Annotated in this window: 12 protein-coding genes; all 12 read right to left on the bottom strand. The window is 38.1% G+C overall.

Going from position 1 to position 14,050, the window contains the following annotated elements; all coding sequences use genetic code 11:
- Nucleotides 1–41: 41 nt before the first annotated feature.
- The 12 genes from MMH89_RS03245 to MMH89_RS03300 all read right to left on the bottom strand — a co-directional run bounded on the left by MMH89_RS03245 (nt 42) and on the right by MMH89_RS03300 (nt 14,050).
- Complete coding sequence (locus tag MMH89_RS03245) at nt 42–443, bottom strand: hypothetical protein (protein ID WP_258568018.1); 402 nt, start codon at nt 441–443, stop codon at nt 42–44.
- The gene (locus MMH89_RS03250) at nt 436–1,920 is read right to left on the bottom strand and encodes a hypothetical protein (protein WP_258568019.1); all 1,485 of its coding nucleotides are present in this window, start codon (nt 1,918–1,920) and stop codon (nt 436–438) included. Before MMH89_RS03250 ends, MMH89_RS03245 begins: the two co-directional genes overlap by 8 nt.
- Before the next feature lie 181 nt (nt 1,921–2,101).
- Entirely contained in the window at nt 2,102–2,353 is a 252-nt protein-coding gene (locus tag MMH89_RS03255; RefSeq protein WP_258568020.1) for a hypothetical protein, read from the bottom strand.
- 130 nt (nt 2,354–2,483) lie between these two features.
- A complete protein-coding gene (locus MMH89_RS03260) occupies nt 2,484–4,772 on the bottom strand; it encodes a D-alanine--D-alanine ligase family protein (protein ID WP_258568021.1) in 2,289 nt (762 codons plus the stop codon).
- Nucleotides 4,765–5,625, bottom strand: a complete 861-nt coding sequence (locus tag MMH89_RS03265) for a UDP-N-acetylmuramate dehydrogenase (RefSeq protein ID WP_258568022.1) — start codon at nt 5,623–5,625, stop codon at nt 4,765–4,767. The genes MMH89_RS03260 and MMH89_RS03265 overlap by 8 nt, the downstream gene beginning before the upstream one ends.
- A complete protein-coding gene (locus MMH89_RS03270; protein WP_258568023.1) occupies nt 5,609–6,634 on the bottom strand; it encodes a UDP-N-acetylglucosamine--N-acetylmuramyl-(pentapeptide) pyrophosphoryl-undecaprenol N-acetylglucosamine transferase in 1,026 nt (341 codons plus the stop codon). The genes MMH89_RS03265 and MMH89_RS03270 overlap by 17 nt, the downstream gene beginning before the upstream one ends.
- Complete coding sequence (gene ftsW, locus MMH89_RS03275; RefSeq protein WP_258568024.1) at nt 6,622–7,761, bottom strand: putative lipid II flippase FtsW; 1,140 nt, start codon at nt 7,759–7,761, stop codon at nt 6,622–6,624. The genes MMH89_RS03270 and ftsW overlap by 13 nt, the downstream gene beginning before the upstream one ends.
- Entirely contained in the window at nt 7,724–8,884 is a 1,161-nt protein-coding gene (locus MMH89_RS03280) for a Mur ligase family protein (RefSeq protein WP_258568025.1), read from the bottom strand. The genes ftsW and MMH89_RS03280 overlap by 38 nt, the downstream gene beginning before the upstream one ends.
- Nucleotides 8,866–9,756 carry a phospho-N-acetylmuramoyl-pentapeptide-transferase gene (gene mraY, locus MMH89_RS03285; RefSeq protein WP_258568026.1) on the bottom strand — a complete coding sequence of 297 codons (891 nt, stop codon included), beginning with the start codon at nt 9,754–9,756 and terminating at the stop codon, nt 8,866–8,868. The genes MMH89_RS03280 and mraY overlap by 19 nt, the downstream gene beginning before the upstream one ends.
- Entirely contained in the window at nt 9,747–10,979 is a 1,233-nt protein-coding gene (locus MMH89_RS03290) for a Mur ligase family protein (protein ID WP_258568027.1), read from the bottom strand. Before MMH89_RS03290 ends, mraY begins: the two co-directional genes overlap by 10 nt.
- On the bottom strand, nt 10,954–12,426 hold the full coding sequence (locus MMH89_RS03295) for a UDP-N-acetylmuramoyl-L-alanyl-D-glutamate--2,6-diaminopimelate ligase (RefSeq protein ID WP_258568028.1): 1,473 nt from the start codon (nt 12,424–12,426) through the stop codon (nt 10,954–10,956). Before MMH89_RS03295 ends, MMH89_RS03290 begins: the two co-directional genes overlap by 26 nt.
- Entirely contained in the window at nt 12,362–14,050 is a 1,689-nt protein-coding gene (locus MMH89_RS03300) for a peptidoglycan D,D-transpeptidase FtsI family protein (RefSeq protein WP_258568029.1), read from the bottom strand. The genes MMH89_RS03295 and MMH89_RS03300 overlap by 65 nt, the downstream gene beginning before the upstream one ends.

Raw genomic sequence — 14,050 nt, forward strand, 5'->3', positions numbered from 1 at the left:
CTAATAATAGGTGGATGAAACAATTGATCACCTAAAATAATCTATTGATTATTGATCATCAGTGGGCTCCTTGGCATTAAATTCATTACTGGGTTAGGCAACATACTCATTGGCATAGATGATATAGATTGTGGTGCTTCAAAGGAAAAACCATCTGTTTTTTGTCTATCGTAAGCAACCAATGCTTCCTCCAAAGCGTCTACCAACTTGCTCGATTTTTTCTTTCTAAAAATCTGAAATCGAGTATTTATCTCAGAGTTTATTTCACTAATTAATAAATGAACATAGGTTCTTATTGAACTAGGGTCCTTAGGTGAGTCCGGGTTACAATACCTTCTCAATGCAGAAAGTTGCCCCGTGCGTGTACTATGTATTTTTTTATCGCACACTTTTTCATAAGCCTCTAATACCTCTAAAATATATACCCTTAGTTCTTTAATCATACGCCCCCTGTGTTAATGATAAATTCAGCCTTTTAGCTGCACTTAGCCAAAAATCTGAACTCTTTTCCTCTTTAGATAAAATCTGTTCAACCTGAATACTATCCCTTGTATTTGCATGTACGGACATAAAAACATCTACTAAAAAAGGAGTAAACTCCTCATGCAACAACCCAGAGCTTTGATAAGCATTGTATGAAATATTGAATCTAGAAAAATCTTTTGCTGGATAGACCAAATGCATCAGCGTAGACCACGCATGTTGGACCTTCTGAACAAATTGGTAATGATAATTATGTTGAATACATAAAAATAAACTATACGAAGCTTGGTGAATTATAGCAATACTACTCCATGACGATAGATCGCTATAATAACACAATGCATGTGTAATACTCTCTTTTGAAAACACGTACCATGCTACTTTTTTGTCCAATTTATTTTGATCACAGTAAGCCCTGAAACAATAATGACCAGCTAGTTTTATTTGATAATAATTTTGCGCATGTAAAATAAATAAGTCACTAATCGGCAACAAATTAGCGTTTGTTACCTCTTTTTCAAACTGTTCTTTAGCACAACAAGAAAATAAAAAGTTTGCCAATGAATAATCTAACAACATTTCTCCAGAAATTCTTTGTATCTCTGATAAAGAAAGGCAAGAAGCCATACTTTTCCCAGAATTATATAATTCGTACCGTGCTTTAAAAATAGGGTCGTTATGTATTTGTAACCAAGATCTCCAATCTGATACTGCCATCCAGTCCAATACACCCGTATTTTTAGGGTTCATCAAAATAATCTTTCCAATACTTGCTTGCGCTTTAAATTGTTTTCGCACAAAATCCTTTACACCATCCATTTGTTTATTAACAGCAAGCAACATCTGTTTTATAAGCATCCGCAGCCCCCAATGCCACCAGCAACTTCTTTGATATAGCTCATGATAAAACTTTATAAGTAACTGCTCATATTTCTGTATGACACTCAAAACAGACATTACTTCGCTTGCTGATACACGCTTAAAGCACCCAGCTACTAACTGATACAGAAAGAAAGTTTTATTCTTCGCGATCAATATGTATAAATGAGAACCAAAAAGAATAGATTGCCACCATCGAATGACCTTATATCGTGAAGATTTAGGATGTAAACGCCACCATACCCATTGCCCTTGAATTAAAAAGTCTGATAAGTCTACACTCAGACCCAAGACCTTCAACTCATTCAGTAAGTAATCCACCCCCCTATTTCCTTTAATCACTTGAGCCCACTGGCACTCAATAACAGAGTATCTATAATTACACAGGTACAACCAAGTACTGTTATCTAGTATTGATTTATAATAAAGTCGTTTAAGCCAAAATTGCTTAAATAAATGATACTCCTGCACATTGATATCAGCCTTACCAATACACTTAATCAGCTGAGATAACAGCACATAATCTTGCTTTGAAAGCTGTTGAATGTCTATATACACTTAAATACGTCTAAAATTTAACGAAGTATATAGAGCATACTTGCTTATTTACATACCGTACTCATCACAAAATTATGTTCTTATCTTTATTCAAACAAAAAGGAAAATTTATCAGATGGAGTCTATAAAACAATTAACCTTAGAAGGCCTAGGTTTCTTAAGTGTTCTGAAAAGATGGCTATCAATCACTTACTGTATTATGAATTTTTGCAATTAACCAGCCTGAAATAGCACCATGAATTATAGCGAAGATTAAGGCAATCAAAATCCCTTTAGGACCCGTACCAGACCCTGGGTAAAGAGCATCCACAGACTCCATGAAGCTTACGCCATACCCAGTGAAGTGACCTAACAGCCCGACAATTACAACCGTCATACCCCATGTACCAGCTAACGCCAATGCAAACCCTAATGTATTGATTTTATGATCCATAAATCCCTCCATTGACTTTATTTATAGTAATCTGTTTTAAAGATTTAGTCTAGCCCTATCAGCGAACTTCTAACTACGTCTAGCTGTAATATTCCATGTAAACACATTCTAAGATTTGCCCTAAATGATTTTAATCCCCAACAAATTCAGCACTTATCTGTTTATTAATACACGCTTCTAGCATTTCTCTTGGATTACGTTTGATCTTTCCTCCAAGCATTTGATGGTATAAAACGGTTGATGCTGTAAGTGCAGGCAATGTATTTGCCTCTATTATCACCATATCATTGGTTAAATGATTAAAAAAAAGATCAATACGACAATAGTCTTTAAACCTACACTTTTGAGCTAAAATTTTAACGCTATCTTGTATCATTTTGCGTTGGTTCAGGCTAATTAAGTGCGGAGGTGGTGGCGTTAAATTTATACCTGTACCACCTTGAAATTTTTCCTCCTCACTTAAAATTTTATTTTTAGCAATTGTAATACTCGGTGGCATTACTTCATATTCACCACTAGATTCCCATACAACCACTGTTAATTCGAACCAACCCTCGAAAACCTCATGTACTATCTGCTTGTCAATCGCATACAAGGAGTCTACTTGAATGTAGCGTTCAGCAATGAATATTTGATTTGGTTTTTCTTCTAAAACTGAATCAAATTCACGCTCTGAACTACACATATAAATATCAAAAGAGCAACCCTCTGACTGAGGTTTCAAAATAATTTCTGTGGCACTTAATATACTTGTAATATAGCTCCAATAAGAAGCGGGACGGGCTCTTGTTTCTACTTTTAGTTTAGGCAAGGCCGATAACTTTGGAATTTGAAACCGATTAACTGCTAGACCAAATGCATATTTGTCCATTGCTAATTGAGAAGCCTGAGGACCAGATCCATTATGCTTAATTGCGTAATGATTCAATAAATTCTGAAGATATCCATTTTCACCCATACCACCATGTAATGCAATAAACACCAATGCGTTATCACTTCTGCGTATTTTTCTACAAAAATCATTCAATGATATCGGCTGTGTAATAGGAACAATTTCTGTTAACTCTATATCTCTTAAACCTAACCTTCGGCGCAGTGTTAAGATAGAAGTAGCTATGCCTATTCTAATTTGATGCTGCTTAGCAAATAAGTGGTTAATTTCTTGTGTTGTGTGGCTCACTAAATGTATTGCATTTAATGGCCAGACCTTATCCTGTTCATCCAAAAAATAAGGTACTGCTTCATATTGACAAGAAGCGTGTAATTTGAAAACAACATTTGCTCCACTCATTAAAGAGACTTGCCTCTCAACTGTACGCCCTCCCATTAATACCGGAACCTTTATCTTCTCAGGACAAGATTTGAGCATGAGACTTGGCAAACTATAACGACTCAAAGCATGGTTCATTACATACGCTAATGCCTCTGAATGAGACAAGCCAAGCCTGCTTGCCTGTATGAAGAAAAAACTATTTTGCTCCATTCCACTGATTGGGTTAATGTCAGTCCAGTATATTTTACCTTCAACAACCCAGCCATCTAAGCGTGCATAATCTCGCATATCAAATGCTTTGAATAACTGTTCTGCCTCTTCTTGTATCGTGTTAACTGTCTGGGCGGGGTAACGCGGCGGACAATGCAAATGAGTTTGCTCACTAGGAAGATATTTATGCCTATAATCAAACAACTCAGAGGACTTCAACTCAACTTCTGTTGGCAATAAGGCTACAGGGCCTTTACTATGATCCATGACAATCACCGTAAACTCTGAACCCTTGCAGTAAGCTTCTAACAATATCGAGTGCCCATATTTTTTAGTAATTGAGTGAATAGCCGTATGTGCACTATGCTCACATGTTGCCACATGAACACCTAAGGATGACCCACCTAAGGTAGGCTTTAAAATTACTTTCCCATATTTAGATAAAAATTGAGTAATTTGTTCCGACGGGTTTTTTAAATCTAGCAAGGTACAGGGCCAAGTTTCAAATGCAAGTTGTTTTAAATACTGTGTAGCTGACCACTTACAAAACATCCGTGCACAAGAACCTGAGGAGCTACCTATAAACGGGATATTATAAGCTTCTAATAATGATTGGAGCTCACCATCCTCACCATAGATCCCATGTATTAAAGGGTAAACAAGATCACAAGTCTTGAGTTCTGTTTGTAACTCCGCCACAGACAAACCATCATCTAGACTGAGTAAGTAATCAAAATCTTCTGGTGTATTTGAGTACAAATGATGCAAATCTAACCGATAAAAACGCTTATTTGTATCCACATATAGACTACTTATTTGTACATCAAACAATTGCAAATGATCTAAAATACTACGTGCAGAGTTAATTGAAACCCCTCGCTCAAAAGATGGCCCCCCACATATCAATACAATTTTGAGAAGACCCCTGTCAGTCATACACAACAACCTCTAACTCTGGTTTAATTTGGTGCGCAGCATACAATGCATCCTGCATGCAATGTATTAAAGCCCAAACGTCCTCCGCAGTAGCACCTTTAGCTATATTTTCAATAAAATTAGCATGTACTGGAGAAATTCTAGCACCCCCTATTTCCAACCCCTTAAGCCCTAGTTCATCAAATAACTTCCCAATGCTTTTTCCTGGAATGTTTCTAAATACACACCCACAATTAAAAGTCCCGATAGGTTGCACTAAATTTCTATTGCTTAATAACATCTTCATATATCCCATCGCATCACTGACTACATCAACTGTAAATTTTAAACGTGCTGATAAAAAACAATGTACGGAACAGCCTCTGCAGTGTACAGAGCGATAACCAACATCAAAATCTTCTGGATAAAGTGTTTTCAATCCTGAATCAGTATAAACTTCTACACTAATTACATAGTCCCAAATAGATGCGCCATTCGCTCCTGCATTCATTTTTAAAGCACCACCTAAAGTCCCTGGGATCCCTGCTAAAAATGCAGCTTGCTTCATTCCTAGTCGTACACCCGCTTTAGCAATTCTTGCTAATGTTACACCTGAATCAACACACATAATATCATGTTGCAGCGTAAGTTGATTGATATGCTTCATATTCACAATATGAGCATCTAATACCCCATCTGGAAAAAACACATTGCTACCTAAACCCAAAAAAACTAAACCATGTTTGGTATTTGACCCTGATTCAAGCAACATCATTAAGTCTGCTTTATTTTTGGGTAATGAGTAATAAGAGACACAGCCACCCAGCCGCCAGCTATTCAAACGTTTAATAGGTTTATTACGCTCTATCAGCATTCAAGTCCCCTACGATCGTATCCACCATGCTATGAGCACTGCTTTCCTTATGTAATTTTTTGATCTGATGTGAAAAGCCAGTGCGCCTTTTAATATCTGATATAAAACTATGAATCTTACTTTTACTGGATGCACAATCTTGCTGTAACACATCAATTGCTTTATGCTGATGATAAAACAGTGCATTCAAATATTGATGGTTCTTTGAAGCCGTTGGTAACGGGACAATTATCGCCGGTAATGCATAAGCCGCTAGCTCTGCTAATGTCATAGCACCTCCGCGCGCAATCACCATACTACTCCATCGATATAAATCATCAATTTTATCTGTAAATGAAATAACCTGAGCATTAATACCTAATGCATCATAACGTGCTTGAACCTCAGCCTGACGACCCCCGGCAATATGTATGACAACAAGATCCGAACAAGATGATAATAAATCAGGCAACGTCTCATCAAAATACCGACATCCTTGAGACCCACCGATAATAAGTAAATTTTGGACTTCATGTTTGACCTCATGATTGCCAACAATCTTCACCGGGTTGCCTACATACGCCATACCTGCAGACATTGGCAAGCCTAAAAATAACCGCCGACACAAATAGGTCAAACATTTATTTGCATACCCCATTACAACATTTTGTTCATGCACATACACAGGAATGCCTAATATTTTTGCAACCAATCCCGGCATCAAAGTCACATAGCTACCTGTCAAAAATAATGCGTCTGGTTTGTTTTTTTTAAGCAACGAATAGATCTCTCGAAACCATTGAAGCAAAGAAACAGTCGTACGCCACATCCCTACTTTCATAATAGCACGAAGATTAACAGGATGGTGTATTTCAAACGGAAGTCCTAATTGTTTTGCCACACTGGCTTCTAAACTATTAGCAGCACCCAACCATACACAAGACCCCGCTTCCTCCAACCAAGCCTGAGCAACTCTTTTAGCAGGCATAATATGGCCCCCTGATGAGCCTGCAACGACTAATAACTGCATATAACATCCCTTTGTAAATCACGCGTCATACGCAAGAAAATAGCAAATGCACATACATTGACTAAAAGATTGGATCCACCGTAGCCAATCAATGGCAATGCAATACCTTTGGTAGGAACTAAACCTAAATTAACAGCCATACTAAATGATGAGGCACAAACCCACCAAACCATTAGCCCAAAAATATATGATGCATAAAAAATTCTATCCTGATAACAGGCACGTATGACCCAATAAAACATTCGAGCAAATAATATAATATAACACGCAATTAAGATATAGCAGCCAAATAACCCCGTCTCTTCAGCAATAACTGCATAAATAAAATCGGTATGCGCTTCAGGTAAATATAACTGTTTTTGCAACCCTTGGCCTAAACCTACCCCCCAAAATCCACCTCGCCCAATAGCCATCAATGATTGTGTTAATTGATAACTGCTACCATATGGGTTAGACCATGGGTCAAAAAAGCTGGTTAAGCGTGCAACCCGATATGGTGCCGCAAAAGCTAATATAGCTAACACCAAGGTACTCACTAATGTTAATAGTAAAATATAACGCCATGGAACCCCAGAGAAAAATAACATACATGCCGTAATCATCAAGATCATGAATAACCCACCAAAGTCTGGCTCTAGCAATACAAGCCCACCGACTAAACCACACAATACGAGTGGAATCAAAAACCCTGATATCTCATTTTGAATTTCATACTGGCGCCTACTGATATAACTCGACAAATATAAAATCACACCTACTTTTGCTAACTCAGAGACCTGAATATTAAAACCTAGTATCGATAACCAACGAGAGGCACCATTTACTGAACGACCTAATCCTGGAACCAATACTAACCCCAACATTACCAGCACCCCAATTAACGCAAGTGGTGCAACCCTCTGCCAATTTATAACCGGTACTAAATAAATAACAAAACCGACTCCAAGTGCTAAAATCAAGTGCATTAAATGACGATAAAAGTAAAACCATCCCGATGAAAGCTTATGCTGTGCCATGAAAAATGAGGCAGAAGTCATACATACCAGCCCCCACACCAGTAATAATGAAACAATGAGTAATACAGTTGCGTCAGGTCCTTGCCAGTATTTTTTTAACAACTCGGTCAAATGCAGCTCCTCTTGCTAGATAATCCTTATACTGATCATAACTTGAACCCCCAGGTGAAAACAAGATGACTGAATACATTTCAAAATAATATAAGAGGTCATCTAAACTATTTACCCGATTAAGCGTATAATCATCTAATGCAGCGTGACCATCACCTACAATCACTAAATCCACTTCATACTTTTGGAGCAATGATTCAAGTTCTGTATACACATCATTCTTACTCATGCCAGCCATAATCAACAAGACCTTTTTTGTATACTTGTGTAGTACACCAGTTAAAGCAGCAACTGTCGCATGTAAGTTAGTTGCTTTGGAATCATTAATAATTAGTGGCTGATAACTGACTTGAGCAAAACGATAGGGTAAAGATGGTGGTTTTCTAGGTATATCACATGCAACACCAAGCTCAGATAACAACATAGAAGCAGCAGCCATATTCTCAGCTTCAATAGTACGATAACCGTTTACAATAAAACGTCTAACCTTATCGTGATAACATAACGCATTAGCAATACCAGGAGCAACACAGATCTCACAAAGCCCTATTAACCTTTTTTTTATATGCTTATAGGCGTCCAAACTTCCATGCCAATCAATATGATCTGAAATAATATTTGTGATTATTCCACCGGCAACCCGGCAATTGGATAACCGTGCCAACTGAAAACTTGATAGCTCTATAATAACCCAATCATACTCCGTATCTAAAGCTTGTAAAAGCCCTGGCTGAAAATTACCATATATCTCTGCACTAAAACCCGCCTGATTCAGCAAACATTTAAGATACAGGCATACCGTGCTTTTACCGTTGGTTCCAGTAACAAAAATAACCTTAGCTTGCGTCTGTCTAACAAAATAATCAACATCTAGAATCTGATTAACCGAAGGTTTTAAAGATTTAATCAAATCATCATCTAGACGAATCCCAGGGCTAATCCAGTAAATTGATGGGTAAGTAGCATACTTGACATATAATGCTTTTAGATGATTAGGTAGTTGATTCGGTTGATTTGATAATATAGATACTTCATACCCCTTTGAATATAAATAGGTTGCTGTTGCTTGTGCTGTTGCGCCCTGTCCTATTACAACATTCGTGCTTAAATCCATAGCAGCCATGCAGCAATTAACCCCATAACGGTAGTCACACACATTCCAGAAAAAACAATTTCTAGCTCTGACCACCCCTTTAGCTCAAGATGATGATGGTAAGGTGCCATTCTAAATAGTCGACCATAGCCTATCTTAAAGCCTCCAACCTGTATAATCACTGAAACAACTTCACCAATCAGAACAACTGATGCAAGTGCATACCAAATCTCCAACTTTAAGATTACCGCCATTAAACCAATCACAGCACCAATCGACAATGAGCCAACATCACCCATGAATATAGAGGCTGGATGCCAATTAAAACAAAGAAATACTGCAGCCATAGATAACAAAGCAAGTGTAAATAGTACAATAGATTCATTACCAATAGCCTGTGCATACACCCCTAAAAACAACAACATGATGATCATTTGTGAAGTAGCCAGCCCATCAATACCATCTGTTAAGTTCATTGCATTAGAGCTTGCAACAATAATAAAAACAGCAAATACATAATATAAAATACCTAAGTCATAACTTATATTATTATATGTCAGATGTGTATCAAGATCGCATAAAACGAGTGCCAACATTGATAAAACAATTTGCGAGATAAACTTTATTTTTGCTGAAATACCAGAACTAGAAGTATACTTAACTTTCAACCAGTCATCAGCCAAACCAAGGAGCCCAAAGCTGCATAATACAAACCATACTGGGTGCGTTATGAAGCTTATACACTTTAATAACACAGGAAGGATAATTAACACCCCACCCATTGTTGGCGTTCCTATCTTTTGCTGGTGTTTTGCTCCATCAGTTCTAAATGGCTGACTGAATCTGCGCATATAACCCATCATAATATAAAAAAAAGAAAAACCTGAGATCATCATCCACATATAAATACATCCTCCAGCTGTAAATGCCGAGATCCCTTTACCAATACAGTGTGACCCTGCGTATCATACCTTTTAAGTGCTGCAACCAAATCACATACCTTATTGAGCCACTGAGCAGACCCTGAGTAGGACCAAAACAAGGATTGCGTACACGGTCCATAAAAAATGATATGGTCGATTCTAGAGCGCTCTAAATAAGTGCGTAGTGATAAATGAATAGCCTCCGAGCGATAGCCCAAGCCACCCATTTCTCCCAGCACCAAAATACGCTGCCCATCATGTTGGCTCAACATCCCAATGGCACGCAGATACGATAAATAACTAGCATTATAGGTATCATCAATCCAAAGCGCTCCCTTATCCATATAATGTTCACTTAAACGTTGTTTAAGTAATAGCTTAGGTATGACATCTGGAAAGGGAAGGTCAAGCAAATGAAAGACACCATAAATGCCTGCAATTAAGTCACCAAAAGCAACATCAGGAACTTTACCATATAAATAAGATAATCTTTGCCCTGAATCTAGAATGACATGCTCTGAATCAAACCATACGTTTATATGCCCAGATGTGCCACTGCGCATAAAATTTTGCTTAGGCGCTATACAAACACTAGAAGCATCGTGAATAATTTTAGACTTTTCATGCCAAATACCCAGCGTAGATTCTAATAAATCTAAATGTGTCAGTCCAATACGCGTAATCACAGAAATATCAGGTCTTACTATATCAACCAAATAATCCATATCAAATGGCTTTGCAACACCCATCTCCACAATAATAAATTGGGATGAACTCTGAGCTGAAAGTACCGTTAAGGCTGCACCAATTTCATTATTTTGGTTCCCAACAGTCGTATGTGTTTCCCCGTACTTTTCAAATAACTGTGCTAGTGTTTGTGTTAGCGTTGTTTTCCCAACACTACCTGTTACGCCAATTACCCTCGCTGACAACAAAGTTCGTTTCAAACGTGCCGCCTGCCCTAGCCATACTATACTATCCGGAACATGAATGGTCTTCGTTGGCATGCTTCGTTCTGAGACAACTACATCAGCCCCCCTTTCAAGAGCGTCATTGATAAAATTATGACCTGTACGAATGGCAACAAATACTTTCCCAGGACGCACCATCCTGCTATCGATAACAATATTATCTAACTGTTCTAACTGAGTCAGTCCCAGCTGAGTCAACATCCCACTAACACCCATGGATAACCGACTCAATCACTTCTATATCTGAAATATATTTCCCTAAACTTGGAACATATAACTTTTCATCACCCATACCTGCTATAAGTACCGTATCATTAGCTTTTGCATTGAGTAAAACATGCTCTATAGCCGCATAACGACATGAGTTGAGCATCACTAAACTCGGGCATTTAAACCCAGATAAAATATCATTTAAAATATCCTGAGTAGCCTCACTACGTGAATTATCCTCAGTTAAAACCACACTATCTGCATAACGTTCAGCAATTGCACCCATCTTAGGTCTCTTTTTCTTGTCTCGATCTCCTCCACACCCAAACACAACCCAGATCTTGCCCTCTGCTAACTCTTTTAATGTAGATAAAACCTGCTCCAATGCATCAGGTGTATGCGAAAAATCAATAAAAACCTTAGCATTTAAGCTTTGGTAATGAACAGGCATTAATCGTCCAGGAACAAACGAAATACGCTCCAGAGCCGATGCTGCTTGAATACAAGGCATACCCACTGCACACAATGCTGCATGCGACAACATCAAATTATAAGCATTGAAAAGCCCCAGTAACGAAGTACGTATAGCAACTTTATGCTGATGTGTCACAATATGAATCAGCATACCTGAATACCCCAGATACTGAACCTGCCCATAACTCCACTTTTTATAAGAGCGTGGAACTGCTTCAAAACTACATGCCCAAATAGGCTTTTGAATATGATGTGATACATAACCGCCACTCGGATCATCTACGTTAATCACTGCAGTATTAACTGATATCATCTCAAATAGCTTCATTTTTTCAGAGAGGTAGTGATTGATATCCCGATGATAATCTAAATGATCATGCGTAAGATTAGTGAAAACCGCTACATCAGCTAACATTGAAGGAACGCGTCCTTGGCTTAAAGCATGTGAGGATGCTTCAAACGATAGATACTGCATATCTCTATCTCTAAATTTAGATATTTTTTCATAAAACTCTGCAATATCTGGCGTAGTCAACGATTGTGCAACCAATTTATTGACTGTTCCCCAACCTAAAGTTCCTATATACCCAGACTTATTATTTAATAATTGTAACGCATACGCACACAAGTAGGCCACTGATGTTTTACCATTAGTACCCGTTACTCCAATAACCTGCATTTGCGCAGCAGGTGCCGAATAGAAATCATCCAAGATCATTTCTACTGATTGTTGCCAATTAGGTAACTCAAAAAGATCACTTAAGCCCTCACACCCCTTAGGCTTCCTAAAACAAAGAACAGCAACTGCGCCCTTTTTCCGAGCTCGTACAACCTCCTCCATAGACGGTTGATACTTCAACCAAATATCTCCTTCCTCGAGTCTATCTATGTTGGAGCGCACTCCAGAAACAGATGAATCTACACTACAATCAAAGCCCAGCTTTATCAGCAAGTCCGACAGTTGTGCCTGATAATGCCCCCTCACCTCTAACATATGTTCCCTCCTTGGAATCATAATAACTTAACGCAAGATGCAATAACTTTGCAAATATTGGTGCTGCAACTTGCCCTCCATAATGACCATTTTTACGGGGTCGCTCCACCATAACGGCAATCACAATTTTCGGATTATTAGATGGGGCAAAACCAGCAAAGGATGCAATATACTCATCTTCATATTTACCATATTCTGACAAAGTATGAGTGGTACCTGACTTTCCAGCTACCGATACACCCTCTATAGCAGCACTTCTACTGCTCACCCCATACTTTGTTACACGAGTCATTAACTGAGTGATATATTGAGTCACATCCTCTGAGAGCACTGCTTCAGGACGGACTCGATTCCCCTTCAATAATAAATGTAAGCCAACATCTAGCCCCTTGTTAGCTATAATATTATATGCTCTAGCCATTGACATTAAATTTACTGCCAAACCATACCCATAAGACATCGTTAATTTATTCGCATCAGATACTTTTAAATATTTACCCACATTTTCCCCATACAAGGGTAAATAACTAGATGTGAACAACCCCATTTTATGATAAGTATTAACCAAATAATCATCCGGCAATTGCTCAGTTAGCTTAATCATTGCAATATTTGATGACTTAACCAATACATCTTCAAATTTCAATACCCCTAGATACTTGTGATCTTTAATATACTGGCTCCCCACTAGGTGTCCCTCAGCACTCGTCTCAATCATATAATTAGGTTTATAATATTGATGAGATAATATACTAGCCATAGCCAGAGGCTTGATAATTGATCCTGGCTCAAACAAATTACTAATACTTTTATTCTTTGTATGCTCATCTACTTTACTTAATCGTATATTAGGATTAAAACTCGGGTAATTTAACATGGCCAATACATCACCCGTCTCAACCTCTAGAATCACTGCTGATGCTGATTTAGCATCATGATGGTCTACAGCATTTGCTAGTATCTGATAACCCAACTGTTGTAATCGTGTATCCAATGTTAACAATAGATCACCACCTACAACGGGCTTATGATACGCGTGTACCGTATGCACCTGATGTAATAGATTCTGCGTATACTGCATTGAACCATCCGTGCCTGTTAACCAGTCATTGAATTGATACTCTAGCCCAAGCAAGCCTTGCCACTCTCGTCCTAATACACCGACTATTGCTGACGTTGAATGAGAAAAAGGATAATATCGATTAGATACCTCTTCGATTTCTACACCTTGTAATTGAGTTAACTGTTTTACCTGGGCTCGCGTCAGTGTACCTGGAACATACACAAAATTTTGCGATGCATTAAGTAGTTTTTCTATTGAATGAGATTTACCTAAGACCTGCTTAAGCTTCTTTACATCTGCAGGGTCCTTGACTTGTTTTGGATAAATTTTAAGTCGATATGCTGGCAAATTAACCGATAGTGGGATCCTATTTCGGTCTAAAATAGCACCTCTTTGTGCTTTTAATTGCATATTACGCTTTGTTCGCTCAGAACTTTGCTCAACCAAAAATTCAGCCTGCCTAGTCACTAAATACAAATGCCGAACACCTACTGACACAAAACAAAACAACAGTAGTAGTGCAATCAAGTACACACGAAAATAAAAAAAACGCTTTACCAT

The sequence above is a fragment of the Candidatus Comchoanobacter bicostacola genome, from assembly GCF_024172705.1.
In the GTDB taxonomy this organism is placed as follows: Bacteria; Pseudomonadota; Gammaproteobacteria; order Comchoanobacterales; family Comchoanobacteraceae; genus Comchoanobacter; species Comchoanobacter bicostacola.